Raw genomic sequence first — 17,593 nt, 5'->3', positions numbered from 1 at the left:
GCGGACGGACGGCCGATCGAATTATAGCTCACCCCCACCCCCCCCACTCATCGCCTCGGCGACTCGGCGGGCGAGCTCGAGGGCTCGGACACCGTCCTCCCCGCGAACCCTGGGCTCGGGCCCCCCGCGAATCGAGCGAAGAAAGTCCTCGATCTCGATCCGAAGCGGCTCACCTCGAGAAAACGCAAGCTCGTCCTGTCGAATCTCCGGCCGGCCCCCGCCGTCCTCGGCCGAAAGCCGGTAGCGGAGCGCCTCCTGCTTCTGGTAGTCGAGTGATATGTAGCGATCGCGCTCGAAGACCCGAAGCTTCCGCACCTTCTCCCGCGAGACGCGGCTTGCGGTGATGTTCGCCACGGCGCCTCCGGCGAACTTGAGGCGTGCATTGGCAATATCGACCCGTTTGGTGAGGACTGCGACCCCTACGGCATCGACCGAAACCACGTCTCGTCGAACGAGCGCGGTTACGACGTCGAGATCGTGAATCATCAAGTCGAGGACCACATCGATGTCCAGACTCCGGGGGGAGAACGAGCCGAGTCGATGAATCTCGATGAATCGTGGATCCCTTGCCTGCTCGATGAGGGCCTGAACCGCGGGGTTGTATCTCTCGGTGTGACCCACCGCGAGCCGAACCCCCTTTTCCCTGGCTCGCTCTACGAGGGCGCGAGCCTCCTCGGGACGCGAGGTGATGGGTTTTTCCACGAGAACGTGGATGCCGGCATCGACGAGCGCGAGAGCGACCCGATGATGTTCGACCGTCGGGACGGCAACGCTCGCCGCGTCGATCTTCGGAATCAGATCGCGAAAGTCTGTGACCGCCTCGACGCCGCCATAGATCTCGGCCACGCGGCGCGCCCGGGCAGCGTCGATGTCGGCAACGCCCACCAGACGCGCCGCCGGGATCTCCGCATGGACCCGGGTGTGGCGAGATCCGAGCTCCCCGACCCCTACGACTCCGACTCGGATCCTCTCAGGCAAGGTCGACCCCGTAAACCGCGATTCCCTTGGACTCGGCCCGAGGCAGAAACTCGTCCCGGTCGAGCAGAAGAACCCGGCCCGATTCGAGGGCGAGAGCGGTCGCGTTCGACTCCGACATGGAATCCAGAGTCCCCGGTCCCACGACGGGAACGTCGAATCTCATGTCCTGACGCGGACGCGCGACCTTGACGACGACGAAGGGCCCCGTGGCGAGCTCCTTGGCGCGCCGGATGGTCCGGTCGGTTCCCTCCATGGCCTCGGCCGCCACGACAGCATTTTCCTTGACCACCACCGTCTGGCCGATGTCGAGCTCGGCGAGACCTCTGGCCATCTTGGCGCCGAAACCGATGCTCTCGAGCTCCTTCTTGGACGGAGGCGGGCCGGCCATCGGCCCCGAGATGGCGAGATGTTCCCGCAGCAAGCTCGTCGAATCGATGAGCTCGATGCCCTCTCCCGCCAGAACGTCGGCCACGGTCTCGAGCATCGCCTGGGTCGTGCGTGCCTGGATGCGCGATAGCACGCGCAGCATCAGGCGGTCCGGTCGGAGAATATCGAATGCGCGCGCATGACGCACGCGTCCCGCCATGATGGCTTCGGCCACATTGGCTTCGCGGAAGATTCGTACCGAGCGGCTGAGCTCCCCCAGACCAACCCAGTGAAAGTCCTCCCCTTGCGCCTGCTCTAGTTGGGGATCCGCCGCTCGCTCGACTCCCAGGGTGACGGTTCGGATCCCGAGCCGCCGTGCCTCTTCGAGCACGAGAAACGGGAACTTTCCTTCCCCGGCAATGAGCCCCAGAACCGACGGTAGTTTTCCCAAGCGGCGGTCGATGGAAAACTCAACCCAGAGTCGCGGAGAGCCAGAGCGGCCGAGCGCGGGAGGTTCTTCTCTGCGCCTTCACGTCTCGAAGTCTATGGGTTCGCATTTCTTCCGTCATTCGGCGTCTTCGCGCCCCCGCTTGACGATCACGCCTCGTTCGGATGAGCGAACGAACTCCACGATGGTGCGCACGTCGGCAGAGGCTATATCGGAGAGCTTTTCGACCGCCTGCGAGACATTCAGGCAGGACTGCTGCAGAACGCGGAAGGCGGCACGGATCTGCTCGATTCGCTCGCGAGGGAATCCGCGACGCTCCAGCCCGATCGTGTTGGCACCGTACAACCGGGCCCGGTTGCCGACCGTCTTGGAAAAAGGAAGGACGTCTTTGGTGACCACCGTATAGCCGCCGACGAAGGCATAGGTGCCGACGCGACAGAACTGATGAATTCCGCTGTAGGCGCTCACGGTGGCGTGGTCCTCGACCCGTACGTGACCGCCCAGAGTCGCCGCATTTCCGAAAATGGTCCCGCTTCCTACGATGCAATCGTGAGCGACGTGGGTGTAGGCCATGAAGAGGTTTCGATTTCCGATTCGGGTTCGCCCCCCTCCGAGAGCCGTGCCTCGGTGTATCGTTACGAACTCCCGGAAGATGTTCTCGTCGCCGATCGTAAGCGTCGAGACTTCACCCTTGAATTTCAGATCCTGGGGCTCGAGTCCGATCGAGGCGAAAGGGAAGATGCGGCATCGGTCTCCAATGGTCGTGTAATCGCCGATGACCGCGCTCGCCTCGACGACGGTGTCGCGACCGATCTCGACGTGCTCGCCGATGATGCAATACGGACCGATCCTGGCGCCGTCTCCGATCCGGGCGCCGTCGCGAACGACTGCGGTGGGGTGGCAGTCTACGGCGGCGGTCCTCATGGTGCATCCACTCCCGTCAGGGTGAGCTCCGCTTCCGCGGCCAGCTGACCGTCCACTTCCGCTCGGCCGGACAGTCGACGAAAATTCGCGCGAGACTTCGTGAGGGTCACGGTTACCTGGAGCTTGTCTCCCGGCACGACGGTCCGGCGGAACTTGGCGTGCTCGATGCTGGCGAGATAGAAGTTCTTTCCCGAGGCGCTACCGTCGTCGGGTAGAACCAGGAGCCCGCCCGCCTGCGCCATCGCTTCGAGAATCAACACCCCGGGCATCACCGGAAATCCGGGGAAATGGCCTTGAAAGAACTCCTCGTTGATCGTGACGTTCTTGTGGGCGACGATCTTGACGTCGGGCTGGAGGTCGACGACTCGGTCGATCATAAGGAGCGGATACCGGTGCGGCAGCCGCTCCAGAATCCATTGTACGTCCTTCTCCTGTTTGTCCGACTTGTCTGTCATGGGGCGCGAGAAGAGACTGCCTGGTCAGCGGTTCGGCGAGCTGCTATCGCCCGGGGGCGGTGCTGCGGCCGTGGAATCGAGCTTCTGAACGACCAGGGAACTGATGTCGAGCGAATCGTCGAGCACGAACGTCAGGCCTGGCGTGGCGCGAATGATGAGCCCAATCCCGTTTTCCCGCGCCACTTCCTCGACGATGGGCGCGAGCTTCTCCTGGAAGGTGGCTTCGCCCTCTTGTCGCTTGACCTCGAACTCGGCCTGAACGTCCTCGAGCCACCTCTGCGCCTCGGTTTGCTTTCGCTGAATATCGCGCTGGAGCCGGACCTTGGCATCCTGGGACAGGATCTCCGAGTTCAGCTTGGCCTGCATCTCTCGAATCTCCTGCTCTCTCTTGGCACGCTCCTCCATGATCTTGTCGTTCTCCGCCTTCAGCGATTCGAAGAGCTTCTTGCCCTCGGCCGACTCGGCAGCGATACGCTCGATGTCGATCACGCGAATCTTCGTCTCCTGCGCGAGCCCAAGGCCCGGAGAGGCGATCAAAACGGCAAGAACTGCCACTCTCAAGAAATTCATGATTGGCGATACTCCTTCGTTATGCAAAATATCCTATGAGCGTGCGCTCAGAAAGTCGTTCCGATTCCGAATCGAAATGCCGTCGCCGGCTGGAAGGCATCGCGATGGGGATTATATGCCCAAATCAGCCGGAAGGGTACGTTCAATACCGGAACGAAGAATCGCATCTCTGCTCCGGTGGAGGTTCTCATTTCTTTCAGCATCGAGAAACTCCACGCGGTCGTCTCGAGATAGGCCTGGCCGGCATCGAAGAACAACACGGCCCGCAGTGGTCCGGCCAGAGGAATGTAATACTCGGCGTTGAAGAGCAACATCTTGCTCCCGCCGATGAATCGACCCAGGGGGTCGGTGGGACCTACTGTCCGAATGTCGTATCCCCTGATCTGGTTCTCGCCCCCGAGAAAGAACCGCTCGAAGAACGGGATGCCGGTCTGCTCGACGTCGAAGATCGCCGTTCCGTCCTCTCCGATCTCTCCATCGATGACGCGTCCCTCGGCGAATCCCTTCAGCCACGACACCATGGTACGAAACCCGAAGCTCGTCGTTCGGGTCACCGGCAGATACCAGACGCCTTCGAATGTCGGTTTGTAGTAGTTCACCGTTCCCCCGAGGATTCCGCCCGCCACCTCGAAGCTCGTGGTGTAGCGTTTGCCCCGGGTGGGAAAGAGGGGGCTGTCGGTGGTGTTGTGCACCAGCGACGGTGTGATCTTGCTCTGGGTGAAGTTTCCCTCGATGCCGTAGAAGCGGGGGTCGAAGAATCGGCTGTCGGTGAAAATGTCGTAATAATTGAGCTGCAGATCGGGATCGGGCTCCGTGGTCTTGATCACCGAGTAGTTGTAGTTGAGGAACAATCTCGAGAACCGTTTGACCGGAATTCCCCAGATGAGGCTGCCCCCGGTGTCCTGACGCGTGAACTGGGGAAGCTTGAGCGTGCGCTTGAAGACATCGAACCCCAGGGTGATGGGGAGATCCATGAAGTAGGGGTCGGTGATCGCGATCTGGAAGTTCCGAGTCCGGCTTCCCGTCTGCAGCGAGAACGAAGCCGTCTCGCCCCTCCCGAGAAAGTTCGTGGTCGAGAAAGCCAGATTGATGAACGCACCCTCGAGCCCCGAGACTCCGCCCCCAAAGGTGAACTGGTTGCGGTTCTGCTCGGCGAGGCGGAGGGTGATATCGAGCTTGTCGTCCTCGCCTTCCACGGGTTGGATATCGGGCTGCTCGATCGGCTGGAAGTACCCGAGCTGGTTGATCCGGCGGATCGAGGCCTTGAGCAGCTCCATGTTCATGACGTCCTGCTCGTTGAGCCACATCTCTCTCCGGATGACCTTGTCCCTGGTGGTGGTGTTGCCTTTGAACTCGATACGGTTCACGAAATACTGCTTGTCCTCGTTGATGTTGATGGTGACGTCCACCACGTCGGAGTCGGGAACGGGGCGCTTGATGGGAAATCCGGTGAACTGCACGTATCCGCGGGCGCCGTAGAGCTCGCGAAGGCTTTCGAGTCCCTTGGTGATCCTCGATTCGTTGTAGATGTCTCCCGGGCCGAGCTTGAAAAAGGCCTTGATGAACTCGGGGGGAAAGACTTCCGCCCCATCGACGTCGATGGTTCCGACTTGATACTGCTTGCCCTCGACCACGGGGATGGTCAGGTCCAGCCACCTCTTGGGACTCGTCCAGAACAAGAACCGCGACTGGCCGTCCTCGTACTCCATCGAAGGCGGCCCGAAGGAGACGTCGACATAGCCGTTGTCGAGATAGACCTCGCGAACTTTCTCGAGATCCTCGGCATATTGCTCTTCGGTATAAGTGCTTCCTCCCATCAGGGCACCCAGGAAGTGGCTCTCGCGAGTCTTCTTCATCGCCCAGCGGAGCCGCCAGTCGTCGTACTTCTCGATGCCCTCGAAGTGTACTGTTCGTATGCGAACCTTCTGTTCGTCGGTGATATCGAAGACCACCTTCACCCCGCCGGCATCGAGCACCTCCACCCGGCTCGACACGCCGCCCTCGCTCCGGCCCTTGTCGACGAGCATGGTGCGGATGATCTTTTCCGCCTTGACGATCTTGGCCGGATCGTAGAAAGAGCCGACGGGGATGGAGGCATCCTCTTCGGTGAGTTTGTCGGCGATATCGGTTGGCGATAGCTCTTTCGAGCCCACGAAGTCGAGCGCCTGGACCCGGGGGCGCTCGGTGACGATGTAAGTAACGATCTTCCCTCGCTCTCCATCGGCGACATCCAGTGTCAGGTCGTCGAGGAACCCCGTGTTCCAGAGCTCGCGATAGTCACGAAGCGCCTGCTCGCGCTCGTAAGGGTCCCCGACTTTCTGAGTGATATGGAACCGGTAGGTCTCGGCATCGACGACCACATTGCCCTGGATCTCGATGCGCTCGATGCTGTTTTGCTGCACCGCGCTCGCTATTGCAGGAACGAGCAGCAGAGTGCCGAACAACGCCAGGCTGGGCATGACGGATTCCCTTTTATAAACGAACAAACAAATAAATAAAATCGCTCAGACGGACAGCGGCTCTTCGACCGGGTCCGTCTGCCGTAGCCCGAGCTTGTCCCCGTCGGCAAAGATCTCGACGGGTTGCCCCGGCTTGACCGATCCGCGAATAAAAGCTTCCGAAAGCGGATCTTCGACGTACTTTTGTAGTGCTCGCCTCAGCGGACGCGCCCCGTAGGACCGATCCCGACAAGTGCTCTCGATGATCCAGTCGACCGCGTCGGCGGTGAGGGCGACCTCGAGCTTCCGGTCCTTCAAAACACGGTTCATCTGCTCGGTCAGGAGCGCCACGATCTTCCTGAGGTCGTTGTCGTTCAGAGCGTCGAAGACGATGATCTCGTCGATTCGGTTTATGAACTCGGGGTTGAACGTCTTCTTGACCTCTCCCATCACCATGTCCTGGATTCGAACCGAGGCGGTGTCGTCATCGCTCGACTGAAAGCCGACCCGGCCGCGTTTCTCGATGAAACGCGCTCCGATATTGGAGGTCATGATGATGATGGCATTCTTGAAATCGATGGTATTTCCGAGCCCGTCGGTCAACTGTCCGTCCTCGAAGACCTGCAGCAGGATGTTGAAGACGTCCGGATGGGCTTTTTCGATCTCATCGAGCAGAATGACGCAATAGGGGTTTCGCTTCACCTTTTCGGTGAGCTGTCCCCCCTCCTCGTGCCCGACATAGCCCGGGGGCGAGCCGATGAGCTTGGAGACCGAATGCTTCTCCATGTACTCGCTCATGTCGAATCGGATGAGCGCCTTCTCCGTGCCGAAGAGAAAGTCGGCCAAAGAGCGCGCTACTTCCGTCTTGCCCACGCCCGTCGGACCCAGAAAAATGAACGAGCCCACGGGTCGATAGGGGTTCTTCAACCCTGCCCGGGAGCGCCGGATCGCCCGCGAGATGCAGGAGACCGCCTCGGTCTGGCTCACGATCCGCTTGTGCAGCTCCTGTTCCATGCGAAGGAGTTTCGCGCTCTCTTCTTCTTTGATCGAAGACAGCGGAATGCCGGTCCACCGCGACACGACTTCGTCGATGTCACGTCGCTCGACAATCGGCCGGTCGAAGTTCTTGAGCTCCCACCGCTCGCGTATGAATTGAAGACTCTCTCGCTGGGCGATCTCCTCGTCACGATACATGGCCGCACGCTCGAAGTCCTTGTTGGCAATCGCGTTGTCCATGCGGTCGGCGATGACCCGAATTCGTTTCTTGACGTCGGCGAAGTCGGTGGAAAACGTCGACTCCCTGAGCTTCACCCGCGAGCCCGCCTCGTCGAGCAAATCGATCGATTTGTCGGGAAGGAAGCGGTCGGTGATGTAGCGATGCGCTTGATAGACGGCCGCCTCCACCGCTTCGGCGGAGTATGACACGTGATGGAACGCCTCGTACCGCTCTTTGATGCCCTCGAGGATCCGAATCGTGTCCGCCTCGGTGGGGCTCGAGACCTTGACCCCCTGGAACCGCCGTTCGAGGCTGCGATCCCGCTCGATGTACTTCCGGTATTCCGCCGGGGTGGTCGCGCCGATGCATTGAATCTCGCCCCGGGAGAGCGCGGGCTTGAGAATGTTTGCGGCGTCGAGCGATCCCTCGGCGGAGCCCGCTCCCACGAGAGTATGGAGCTCGTCGATGAAGATGATGACGTTCTTGTTCTCGGTCAGCTCCTTCATGATCGTCTTGAGCCGCTCCTCGAACTGACCGCGGTACTTGGTCCCGGCGACGATGAGAGAGATGTCGAGGGCAAGAATGCGCTTGTCGGCGAGAAACAGGGGAACGTCGCCACGGACGATCTTGTTGGCGAGCCCCTCTACGATGGCGGTCTTGCCAACGCCGGGCTCGCCGATGAGCACGGGATTGTTCTTCGTCCGCCGGCAGAGAACTTGAATCGTACGCTCGAGCTCCCCCTCGCGTCCGATCAGCGGGTCGAGCTGGCCCCGACTGGCGGCTTCGGTAAGGTCTCGACTGAACTCGGTCAGAAGTGGCGTTTCTTTGGCCTTCGACATCGTCGCCTTCTGGTTCAACTCTTGAACAATGTCCTCGCGAACCGTGGTGATACGCAAGCCGCGCTCGTGAAGAATGGTCGCGGCAACGGATTTCTCTTCGCGGAGGATTCCGAGCAGGATGTGCTCCGTGCCGATGTAGTTGTGGACGAGACGTTCGGCCTCCTCGGCGGCGAACGTCAAGACCTTCTTGGATTCAAGAGATAGCGGAATCTCGACGGATGTCGACACCTGATCGCGAATGACGATACGTCCCTCGATCTCCTTGCGTATGCTCTCCATGGACAGATGCGACTTCGAGAAGATCCGGCTCGTGAGCCCCTTGCCTTCCCGAATCAGCCCGAGCAGGAGGTGCTCGGTCTCGATGGAACTGCTACCCAGCTGCGCGGCTTCATAGCGGGCGAAAAAGATGACGCGCTTTGCCCGCTCGGTGTATCGCTCGAACATGTTCCTCCCCGAACTGCTGGGTCGGATTATATCACACCGAGTTAACTCATTCTGTAGTTTAAAGTTGTTGGGTTAATGCCACGGGTCGGGACGAGGTCTCGGATCGCCGGCCGGGCCGAAGATCGGCTACACCGCGGCTACGGCGAAACCACCTCGTCGACGCGGCCGTCTTCCATGCGGAAGACCCGATCACATACCGAAGCGACCTCGTTGCTGTGCGTTACGACGACTGAGGTGAGGCCGCGGGTCTGGTGCACCGACCGGAAGAGCGTCACCAGTTCCCGGCTCGTGGCGGTGTCGAGGTTTCCCGTCGGCTCGTCGGCGAGCACCAGCCGGGGATTGTTCACCAGCGCGCGGGCGACGGCGACGCGCTGCTGCTCGCCCCCGGAGAGCTGCGCGGGCCGATGATCGAGCCTTTCACCGAGACCAAGCGCGACAAGCATTTCATCCGCCCGGTCATTGGCTTCCTCCCGTGACGCGCGGGCGATCCGGAGCGGCATCGCCACGTTCTCGAGCGCAGTGAATTCCGGCAGGAGGTGATGAAACTGGAAGATGAATCCGATCGTCTCGTTGCGCAGTCGGGTTCGCTCCTCCTCCCCGAGGGCGAAGAGGTCCTTTCCCGCGAGTAGCACCTGCCCCTCGTCGGGGACGTCCAAGGTGCCGAGCATGTGCATCAGCGTGCTCTTCCCCACTCCGGAAGCGCCGACCACGGCCACCATTTCCCCTTCGGCAACCCGAAGGTCGACGCCGCGGAGCACCGGCACGTTCCGCCCGTCGGTGCGGTAGGTCTTGACGAGGTTTCGTGCCTCGAGCATCAGGCCCCGCGTCTCTCTCACTCGAATCTCAGCGCATCGACGATGACCAGGCTAGAGGCGCGGTGGGCGGGGTAGATCGTGGCGAGAAAACAGATGAGCGGAGCCGCGGCCACGACGAGAGCGAAGTCCGACCAGAGCAACGTGAAGGGAACGTAGGCGACCTGGTAGACGTCCTCGGGAATACTGACCAGCCGATAGCGGTCGAGCACCATCGAAGTAGACACTCCCAGGATGGCGCCGAGCGTCGTTCCGACCACCCCGATGATGGTGCCTTGCAGCATGAAGATCGACCGAATGCTCTTCGCCGTAGCGCCCATGGAGCGCAGAATGGCGATGTCCCGGGTCTTGTTCATGACGATCATGATCTGGCTGGCCACGATATTGAGGGCAGCGACCCCCACGATGAAGCTGACGAAGATGGTGGTCACCATTTTCTCCAGCCAGAAAGCGGAGAAGAGACTCCTGTTGGTCTCCTTCCAGTTCAACGAGCCGTAGCCCTCTCCCAGGGCTCTCATCGCCTCGATCTCGACCCTCTCGACGTCATAGATGTCCCGCACCTTCGATTCGACGAAATGCACTTCGTCTCCTACCCCCAGAAGGCGCTGGGCGTCAGGAAGGGCCAGAAGGGCCCAGGAGCTATCGTAGTTGTAAAGGCCGAGCCGAAAGATCCCAACCACGCGAAACCGGCGCGTTCGTGGCAGCATACCGAAGGGAGCGAGGTGCCCTTCGGGAGACGTCACCTGGACGGTGTCGCCGGTGAACACCCCAAGGGTGATGGCGAGCTCGTCGCCGACCACGATCCCGGGCGTGCCGCCGTTCTCATCGCCGTCCCTGGCCACGAGCCCCATGAGATCCCCGGCGAACATCCTCTCGCTGAACTCGGTCACGCTCGGCTCGAGCTCGGGGTCGATTCCCTTCAAGCTTACGAGTGCCGAACCGGTGTCGCTGGAAACGAGGGCCTTCCCATAGAGAACCGGTGCCGCCCCCTCGATGCCGCCGAGCGCACCCAGCCGCCCGATCACCTCGCGATAGTCCTCGAAAGCCGCACCACCGTCTCGATAGATGTTCAGGTGCGAGGCGGCGCCGAGAATCCGCGAGCGCCACTCCCCCTGGAAGCCGGTAAGGATCGCCAGCGCGATGAGCAGGATCATGACCCCCACGACGACGCCCAGCGTCGAGATCGTGGATATCACCGAGATGAAGAGCTGGCGCCGCTGCGCCGCGAGGTACCGAAGGGCGATTGCGAGCTCGTAGGGCACGTCAGCTCGTTTCCCGGCCACCCTCGGGTCTCAAATGGGGAAACAAGATGACGTCCCGGATCGAATGCGAGTCGGTGAAGAGCATGGCCAGCCGATCGATCCCGATTCCTTCACCACCCGTCGGCGGAAGGCCGAACATGAGGGCGCGAACGTAGTCCTCGTCCATGACGTGAGCCTCGAGGTCACCTCGAGCGCGCTCCTTCAGCTGGCCCTCGAACCTTGCGCGCTGGTCGTCGGGATCGTTCAGCTCACTGAATCCGTTGGCGCATTCGAGCCCTCCCACGAACAGCTCGAAACGTTCGACCAGGGTCGGATCGTCGGGCTTCTTCTTGGAGAGAGGGGAGACTTCGACGGGATAGTCGACGACGAACGTCGGTTGAATCAAGTTGGGCTCGGCGAACTCCTCGAAGAGCTTGGCGAGGAGCTTCCCCCATGGGGCGTCGTCGTCGAGCCCGAGCGAAAGCTCGCGTGCCAGATCCAGAATCCGGTCGCGACTCCTCAAGTCCGCTGCCTCCGCGGCGATGCCGCGCAACTCCATGCCCTCTCGGGTCACGTCGAGCATGGTCACCCGCCGGTAGGGCGGCGTCAGGTCGATCTCGTGCTCGCCGTAGCGGAGGGGAGACCCGCCGCGAACTCGGGTCTGCAGGCCAGAAAAGAGATCCTCGGTGAGCGCCATCATATCGTGAAAATCGCTGTAGGCTTCGTAGAACTCCAGCATGGTGAACTCGGGGTTGTGGCGCGTGGAGATCCCTTCGTTGCGAAAGTTACGATTGATCTCGTAGACCCGCTCCATTCCGCCCACCGTGAGCCGCTTCAAGAACAGCTCCGGTGCGATCCTCAAGAACAGATCCATGCCGAGCGCGTTGTGGTACGTCTTGAACGGTCTCGCCGTCGCCCCTCCCGCGATCGTCTGCAGCATCGGGGTCTCCACTTCGAGATACCCACGTTCGTCGAAGAAGGAACGAATCTCGCGGACCAGGCGGCTTCGGGTCTCGAAGACTGCGCGGGAGTCGGGGTTGGTGATGAGATCGAGGTAACGCATCCGATACCGGGACTCGACGTCGGTGAGACCGTGCCACTTCTCCGGCAGCTGCTTGAGGGCTTTCGCCAGGAACGCCAGGCTCTCGACCTTGAGCGTGAGCTCGTTCGTCTTGGTGCGAAAGAGGTGGCCTTCGACTCCGATGAAGTCGCCGGTATCGAGAAGCTCATAGACCTCGAATCCCGGCTCCACGACCGTGTCCTTACGGACGTACACCTGGAGCCGACCGGTGCCGTCAGTCAGGTGGCAGAACCCCGCCTTGCCGAAGCTCCGGATCGCCCCGACGATTCGACCTGCGGTGCGGACCTGCACCGGCGCCTGCTGCAGCTCCTCGGCGGATTTCGACGCGAACGTTCTCGACGCTTCGGATACCGTGTGGGTTCTCTCGAATCGAGTGGGGTAGGTCTCGACGCCCAGGCCGCGAATCGCCGCCCGCTTCTGGCGCCTTTCGTCCTCGATTCTCTCTTCAACCGACATGCGTCAAGGTTCGCACGGTTGCGCACACGACAGGCGCGTGAAGATCCCGTCCAGCACCCCGTTGACGAAACCGGCCGCTTCCGTCGACGAGTAGCGCTTCGCGAGCTCCACCGCTTCGTCGATCACCACGTTCTTGGGGGTCCCGAGCTCGATGAACTCGCACACCGAAAGCCGGAGAATGTTTCGGTCGACGGCCGCCATGCGCGCGAGCCGCCAGCGAGCCGATTGCGCCGCGATCAGGGCATCGATCTCCTCGATGCGCCGCACGGCACTCTGGAAGAGCATGACGGCGAAATCGCGCGTCGGTTCACCCGATCGCGCGAGCCTCTCGCTGGATCGAGCGATTTCGTCGGGACGCTGCTTCGAGACTTCCCATTGGTAGAGCATCTGGAGAGCCAGCTCCCGCCCCTTACGTCTCGCGCCCATCAGCTTATTCCCCGAGCTGCCTCACGAGGCTCGCCATCTCGACTGCGGCGACCGCGGCGTCGTAGCCTTTGTTGTCCGTCCCTTTGCCGGCGCGCTCCACCGCTTGAGACAGGCTCTCCGTCGTCAGGACACCGTTCGTCATCGGAACGTCGGCGTCGAGCGAAGCCCTCACGATCCCTTCGGTTACGGCATGACAGAGATAGTGCCAATGTGGTGTCCCGCCTCTGATGATGGCTCCGAGACAAACGACGGCAGCGAAACGCCCGGTCGCCGCCAGCTTCCTCGCGGCGATCGGAATCTCGAACGCGCCCGGGACCCGGACGATCTCCACATCCTCGTCCGCCACCGAGCAGCGGCGCAGAGCCGCGACCGCCCCCTCGAGCAGCTTGTCGGTCACCGTGCTGTTGAACCGGCTCATGACGACGGCGAAGCGCACTCCCCGGCCGCTCGACTTGCCCTCCCAGATCTTCGGCATGGCTTACTTGCCGGTGAATCCGGCGCGTCGCTTCTCGAGGAAAGCGTTCATTCCCTCCTTCAGGTCCTGGCTGCCGCAGAGGATCCCGAAGAGCGTGGATTCCAGGAGCAATCCCCGATCTTGATCCGTCTCGAGACCTTCGCCCACGGCTGCGAGCGCGTACTCGAGCGCGAGCGGGCCGTTCTCCAGGATCTTGCCAACGAGGTCTCGGGTATCGTCGAGCAGCTTTTCGGAGCTCGTGACCCGGTTCACGAGACCGATGCGATAGGCCTCCTCCGCCCCCACGGGCTCGCCCGTCAGGATCATCTCCAACGCCCTGCCCCGACCCACCAGTCGCGCCAGCCGCTGGGTGCCCCCGTAACCCGGGATTGCGCCGAGCTTGACCTCGGGAAGACCGAGCCTTGCACCGGAGACCGCCACGCGAAGATGACAGGCAAGTGCGAGCTCGAGCCCTCCCCCGAGGGCATAGCCATTGATCGCCGCCACGACGGGCTTACCCAGGCGCTCGATCTTGCCGAACACAGTCTGGCCCCGTAGCGAAGCCTCTCTCCCGCTCGTCGGGCCCAACTTCGCGAGCTCGCCGATATCGGCTCCGGCAACGAACGCCTTCTCGCCGACTCCGGTAACGATCACCGCGCGCGTTGACTCATCGCCGCCCAGCCGGTCGAAGGCCGCCTCGAGCTCGTCGAGGGTAGCACCGTTCATTGCGTTCAGCTTTTTCGGCCGGTTCACCGCGACCACGGCGACACTGCCGTCCTGTGAGATCTTCAGATTCTCGTGGTCTGGCATCTCAGGCCCCCTGAGTGTGGGTTGCTCTCGTCATCACCCTGCTCGTTCGACGATCATTGCGATGCCCTGTCCGCCGCCGATGCAGGCGGTGGCGAGCCCGTAGCGAAGCTTTTCTCGTCGCAATTCGTGGAGAAGGGTGAGAAGAAGTCGCGTTCCCGTCGCCCCGAGCGGATGACCCAGCGCGATGGCTCCTCCGTTCACGTTCGTCTTGTCGCGGTCGAGTCCGAGCTCCTTCTCGACCGCCAGATACTGGGGTGCGAATGCTTCGTTCACCTCGATTCGGTCCATATCCGAGAGCGCGAGACCCGCTCTCCCGAGAGCCTCCCGCGTTGCCGGCGCCGGACCGATGCCCATGATCTCCGGAGGAACTCCCGCATAGGCCCAGCTCACGACCCGGCCCATCGGGCTGAGCTGTCTTTCCTTCACCAGGCCCTCGGTCGCGAGAACGAGGGCTGCCCCGCCGTCCACGATCCCGCTGGCATTTCCGCCCGTCACCATCCCGTCCTTGCCAAACGCGGGCCGAAGCTTGGCGAGAGCTTCGAGGGTCGTCTGGGGGCGGCGGTGATCGTCCTCGGAAAAGAACGTCGATCCGTTCTTGGCCGGCACCTCCACGGGAACGATCTCCTCCTGGAGCTTGCCCGCTCGGTAAGCCGCCTCGGCGGCCCGTTGGCTGCGAAGCGCATATTCGTCCGAGGCTTCCCGGGTGATGCCATAGCGCGAGGCGAGGAGCTCGGCGGTGTTCGCCATGTACAGATTGCACTGCGAATCGAGAAGCGCCGCCATCAGGGAATCCTCGAGCCTGCCACTGCCGAGCCGAAGTCCCTCACGGGCGCCTCTCACGACGAAGGGGGCCTGGCTCATCGATTCCATTCCGCCGGCAAGGGTGAGGCGCGCCTCTCCGGCACGCATGAGATGCGCCGCGGAGACGACCGACTGAATCCCGGATCCACAGAGTCGGTTGACGGTGAGCGCGGGCACTTCATCGGGGATGCCCGCTTTCAAACCGACGTGCCGCGCCCCGTAGATCGAATCGGCCGATGTCTGCTGTGCGTTGCCCATCACGACGTGCTCGATCTCCTCGGGATCGATCCGCGAACGCTGCAACGCTTCCTTCGCCGCGACGACTCCGAGTGCTACTGCGGTGAAATCCTTCAGCGCGCCCACGTACTCGGCCATCGGCGTTCGCGCACCACCGAGGATGTATATGGATTCAGTCAACGTCCCTTCTCCCTCCCGCGTTCGCCTCCATCGTCGCCGCCGCGGACGACTTCGAGGCGCCTCGTGTTTTCCACAATAGCGCGACGCCGGAGACCGCGAGCAGCGCGCCGATGCTGTCGGCAGCCACGTCTCTGAGGCTCACGTGGCGGCCGGGAACGTAGGACTGGTGCCATTCATCGCTGAGTCCGAACAATATCGAGACGGCGAGCGCCGCCCACAGCTTCCACGTCGCTGCGGGCTTGGCAAGGCCGAAGGCAAAAGCCCGTGATGCGAGCAAGGCGAGAATGAAGAACGTGCCCGCGTGAAGGACGTAGTCCGGCGCCTCGATGGGTAGCGGCGGCTGGCTCCTCGACGACGTCCAGAAGATCAAAACCATGAAAAGGAGCAGCGGCCCGTAATAGCGTAGCAAGTTCAAGATGGAAAAGGGTACATGAGCCATCCGAGGAGAAACGCGGAACCGAGGAAACACAGAAACGCGAATATCCCGAAACGGATCTGCTCGCTGGGGGTCTCCCGCATCAGAAGGGCGAACCCGACGGAAACTCCGAAGGCGAATACACTCAATATTAGAAAGTGGCTCGTCAATCTTTTCTCCCCATGGCGATGTCGTAAGCATCGAGCACCACGAGCGCGTTCAATAACCCGGACACGATGAGAAACGTGTAGCCGTATTCGTACGTCCGGGAGGTCACCTCACCGGCCCCAGCACCGAGGAGCTTGGCGGCGAAGTACGGCAAGCCGACGCCAATCTCGGCGAGTCCGGCGAGCAACGTCAACGGCTCCCCGGCGTCGAGGGCGAAGAGCTCACCGTGCATATGGAGTCCCATGACAAAGAGGCCGACGATCACGGTGAAGAACGTGAATCCACGACCGCGCTTGCCCAACATCAAATGACCGAGACCGGGCACGAGCCAAGCCGAAGCGGAAATCGGTATCGCCGCCAGCCCCTGCCCCGTTCGGGAGATTTCTCGAGTATCCATGTCTCGTCGATTCTAGCCGAATTGAGTGCCGTAGAGGCGATCGCCGAAATCTCCCAGACCCGGCAGGATGAATTTCTGATCGTTCAAGCCTCGATCGACGGCGGCGGTGTAGATGGACACATTGGGACAGTGTGTGGCGAGAAGGTCGATCCCCTCGGGAGCGGCGACGATCGAGAGGAGTCTTACGTCTTTGGCACCGTGCTCGTCGAGAAGGCCGATCGCCGCCCTCGCCGATCCCCCGGTTGCCAACATGGGGTCGAGGATCAGGACGATTCGTTCCTGAAGCGGCGGAAGCTTGCGATAGTACTCCCGGGCGACGGCGGTCTCTTCGTCGCGCTCCAGCCCGACGTGCCCGACGGTAGCGTTCGGCAACAGCTGAAGCATGACGTCCAGCATTCCCAGTCCGGCGCGCAAGATGGGCACGAGAACGATGTCTGCCGCCAGTCGGCGGACCTCGGCCTCCTCGAGGGGCGTTCGGACCCTCTCACGGCGAACCGGCAGGTCTGCGGTGGCCTCTACGGCGACGAGCATCGTGATCTGCTTCGTCAAGAGACGAAACCTTGAGGGAGGCGTCGTCTCGTCACGCAGGGCGGCGAGAACGTCGTCCACCAGTGGGTGTTCTACGACGTGGATGGTCACTGAAAACCTCTTTCTTGCTATCATCATAATCCTTTCACGATGAGAGCGGTCGATATCCTGAGGCGTAAGCGCGACGGGAAGAAGCTCGAGCCCGATGAGATCGATTTCTTCGTACAGGGAGCGGTATCGGGCGAGGTGCCCGACTATCAAATCGCGGCATTCTTGATGGCCGTCTATCTGAAGGGCATGAGCGACGAGGAAACGCTTTGCCTCACCCGCTCGATGCTTCTGAGTGGCTCGGTCATGGACTTCGGCGACGTTCCCGGCGCCAAGATCGACAAGCACAGCACCGGCGGGGTCGGTGACAAAGTTTCGCTCATCGTCGCTCCCATCGCGGCTTCCGCCGGCGTGGTGGTTCCGATGCTCTCCGGTCGCGGGCTCGGGCACACCGGCGGCACTCTCGACAAGCTCGAGTCCATTCCCGGCTTCGACGTCCGGCTCGATCTGGAGCGATTCCGAGCCGCGGTGCGCAAAATCGGCGTCGCCATGGTGGGTCCAACAAAGGACGTTGCTCCCGCCGACCGGAAGCTCTACGAGCTGAGGGACGCGACCTCGACGGTAGAAAGTCTCCCGCTCATCACCGGAAGCATTCTGTCGAAGAAGCTCGCGGAAGGCATCGACGGTCTCGTCCTCGATGTCAAGACGGGCAGTGGCGCGTTCATGAAGACGGAGGAGCGTGCGAGGCTCCTCGGACGGATGCTCCTCGACACCATGGGGAAGATGGGCAAGAAAGCCGTGGCGCTCCTGACCGACATGTCGCAACCGCTCGGCGACAACGTCGGCAACGCGCTAGATCGG

The 17,593-nt window shown here is 62.0% G+C and carries 18 protein-coding genes; 1 reads left to right on the top strand and 17 read right to left on the bottom strand.

The genetic code is table 11. From position 1 onward, the window contains the following. Positions 1-21 precede the first annotated feature (21 nt). The 17 genes from VEK15_28905 to upp all read right to left on the bottom strand — a co-directional run bounded on the left by VEK15_28905 (position 22) and on the right by upp (position 16,795). Complete coding sequence (locus VEK15_28905; protein ID HXV64753.1) at positions 22-978, bottom strand: Gfo/Idh/MocA family oxidoreductase; 957 nt, start codon at positions 976-978, stop codon at positions 22-24. Then, positions 971-1,795, bottom strand: coding sequence for a UDP-2,3-diacylglucosamine diphosphatase LpxI (gene lpxI / locus VEK15_28900; protein ID HXV64752.1), 825 nt, complete (start codon positions 1,793-1,795; stop codon positions 971-973). Before lpxI ends, VEK15_28905 begins: the two co-directional genes overlap by 8 nt. A 114-nt stretch (positions 1,796-1,909) precedes the next feature. Next, positions 1,910-2,716, bottom strand: coding sequence for an acyl-ACP--UDP-N-acetylglucosamine O-acyltransferase (gene lpxA / locus VEK15_28895; protein HXV64751.1), 807 nt, complete (start codon positions 2,714-2,716; stop codon positions 1,910-1,912). After that, on the bottom strand, positions 2,713-3,171 hold the full coding sequence (gene fabZ / locus VEK15_28890; protein ID HXV64750.1) for a 3-hydroxyacyl-ACP dehydratase FabZ: 459 nt from the start codon (positions 3,169-3,171) through the stop codon (positions 2,713-2,715). The genes lpxA and fabZ overlap by 4 nt, the downstream gene beginning before the upstream one ends. Positions 3,172-3,195: 24 nt before the next feature. Continuing rightward, positions 3,196-3,741, bottom strand: coding sequence for an OmpH family outer membrane protein (locus VEK15_28885; GenBank protein HXV64749.1), 546 nt, complete (start codon positions 3,739-3,741; stop codon positions 3,196-3,198). Positions 3,742-3,788: 47 nt separating this feature from the next. Continuing rightward, positions 3,789-6,200 (bottom strand): outer membrane protein assembly factor BamA, encoded by a 2,412-nt coding sequence (gene bamA, locus VEK15_28880; protein HXV64748.1) that lies wholly within the window; start codon positions 6,198-6,200, stop codon positions 3,789-3,791. Between the two features lie 45 nt (positions 6,201-6,245). Continuing rightward, the gene (locus tag VEK15_28875) at positions 6,246-8,678 is read right to left on the bottom strand and encodes an ATP-dependent Clp protease ATP-binding subunit (GenBank protein HXV64747.1); all 2,433 of its coding nucleotides are present in this window, start codon (positions 8,676-8,678) and stop codon (positions 6,246-6,248) included. 137 nt (positions 8,679-8,815) lie between these two features. Continuing rightward, positions 8,816-9,493, bottom strand: coding sequence for an ABC transporter ATP-binding protein (locus tag VEK15_28870; protein ID HXV64746.1), 678 nt, complete (start codon positions 9,491-9,493; stop codon positions 8,816-8,818). Between the two features lie 17 nt (positions 9,494-9,510). Further along, positions 9,511-10,752 carry an FtsX-like permease family protein gene (locus tag VEK15_28865; GenBank protein ID HXV64745.1) on the bottom strand — a complete coding sequence of 414 codons (1,242 nt, stop codon included), beginning with the start codon at positions 10,750-10,752 and terminating at the stop codon, positions 9,511-9,513. 1 nt (position 10,753) lies between these two features. Continuing rightward, on the bottom strand, positions 10,754-12,268 hold the full coding sequence (gene lysS / locus VEK15_28860) for a lysine--tRNA ligase (protein ID HXV64744.1): 1,515 nt from the start codon (positions 12,266-12,268) through the stop codon (positions 10,754-10,756). A gap of 3 nt (positions 12,269-12,271) precedes the next feature. After that, positions 12,272-12,694 carry a transcription antitermination factor NusB gene (nusB, locus tag VEK15_28855; protein ID HXV64743.1) on the bottom strand — a complete coding sequence of 141 codons (423 nt, stop codon included), beginning with the start codon at positions 12,692-12,694 and terminating at the stop codon, positions 12,272-12,274. A 4-nt stretch (positions 12,695-12,698) separates the two neighbouring features. Then, a complete protein-coding gene (gene ribH, locus VEK15_28850; protein HXV64742.1) occupies positions 12,699-13,169 on the bottom strand; it encodes a 6,7-dimethyl-8-ribityllumazine synthase in 471 nt (156 codons plus the stop codon). 3 nt (positions 13,170-13,172) lie between these two features. Then, positions 13,173-13,958 (bottom strand): enoyl-CoA hydratase-related protein, encoded by a 786-nt coding sequence (locus VEK15_28845; protein ID HXV64741.1) that lies wholly within the window; start codon positions 13,956-13,958, stop codon positions 13,173-13,175. Positions 13,959-13,991: 33 nt separating this feature from the next. Beyond that, a complete protein-coding gene (locus VEK15_28840) occupies positions 13,992-15,176 on the bottom strand; it encodes an acetyl-CoA C-acyltransferase (GenBank protein ID HXV64740.1) in 1,185 nt (394 codons plus the stop codon). Further along, entirely contained in the window at positions 15,169-15,615 is a 447-nt protein-coding gene (locus VEK15_28835) for a VanZ family protein (protein HXV64739.1), read from the bottom strand. The genes VEK15_28840 and VEK15_28835 overlap by 8 nt, the downstream gene beginning before the upstream one ends. A 142-nt stretch (positions 15,616-15,757) precedes the next feature. Then, positions 15,758-16,156, bottom strand: coding sequence for a DUF6677 family protein (locus VEK15_28830; GenBank protein ID HXV64738.1), 399 nt, complete (start codon positions 16,154-16,156; stop codon positions 15,758-15,760). 12 nt (positions 16,157-16,168) lie between these two features. Then, entirely contained in the window at positions 16,169-16,795 is a 627-nt protein-coding gene (upp, locus tag VEK15_28825) for a uracil phosphoribosyltransferase (GenBank protein ID HXV64737.1), read from the bottom strand. A gap of 39 nt (positions 16,796-16,834) precedes the next feature. Between upp and VEK15_28820 the strand changes: the two genes are divergently transcribed. Then, positions 16,835-17,593: thymidine phosphorylase (locus VEK15_28820; GenBank protein HXV64736.1), on the top strand; the 759-nt coding region annotated here is incomplete at its 3' end.

It is taken from the genome of Vicinamibacteria bacterium, from assembly GCA_035620555.1.
GTDB lineage: Bacteria > Acidobacteriota > Vicinamibacteria > Marinacidobacterales > SMYC01 > DASPGQ01.
This window is presented reverse-complemented; position numbering and strand designations above follow the sequence as displayed.

What these genes read in the sequence shown, in the direction of transcription:
- lpxA (HXV64751.1), bottom strand. Translation starts at nt 2,716, where the DNA reads ATGAGGACCGCCGCCGTAGACTGCCACCCCACCGCAGTCGTTCGCGAC.
- fabZ (HXV64750.1), bottom strand. Translation starts at nt 3,171, where the DNA reads ATGACAGACAAGTCGGACAAACAGGAGAAGGACGTACAATGGATTCTG.
- VEK15_28885 (HXV64749.1), bottom strand. Translation starts at nt 3,741, where the DNA reads ATGAATTTCTTGAGAGTGGCAGTTCTTGCCGTTTTGATCGCCTCTCCG.
- bamA (HXV64748.1), bottom strand. Translation starts at nt 6,200, where the DNA reads ATGCCCAGCCTGGCGTTGTTCGGCACTCTGCTGCTCGTTCCTGCAATA.
- VEK15_28875 (HXV64747.1), bottom strand. Translation starts at nt 8,678, where the DNA reads ATGTTCGAGCGATACACCGAGCGGGCAAAGCGCGTCATCTTTTTCGCC.
- VEK15_28870 (HXV64746.1), bottom strand. Translation starts at nt 9,493, where the DNA reads ATGCTCGAGGCACGAAACCTCGTCAAGACCTACCGCACCGACGGGCGG.
- lysS (HXV64744.1), bottom strand. Translation starts at nt 12,268, where the DNA reads ATGTCGGTTGAAGAGAGAATCGAGGACGAAAGGCGCCAGAAGCGGGCG.
- nusB (HXV64743.1), bottom strand. Translation starts at nt 12,694, where the DNA reads ATGGGCGCGAGACGTAAGGGGCGGGAGCTGGCTCTCCAGATGCTCTAC.
- ribH (HXV64742.1), bottom strand. Translation starts at nt 13,169, where the DNA reads ATGCCGAAGATCTGGGAGGGCAAGTCGAGCGGCCGGGGAGTGCGCTTC.
- VEK15_28845 (HXV64741.1), bottom strand. Translation starts at nt 13,958, where the DNA reads ATGCCAGACCACGAGAATCTGAAGATCTCACAGGACGGCAGTGTCGCC.
- VEK15_28835 (HXV64739.1), bottom strand. Translation starts at nt 15,615, where the DNA reads ATGGCTCATGTACCCTTTTCCATCTTGAACTTGCTACGCTATTACGGG.
- VEK15_28830 (HXV64738.1), bottom strand. Translation starts at nt 16,156, where the DNA reads ATGGATACTCGAGAAATCTCCCGAACGGGGCAGGGGCTGGCGGCGATA.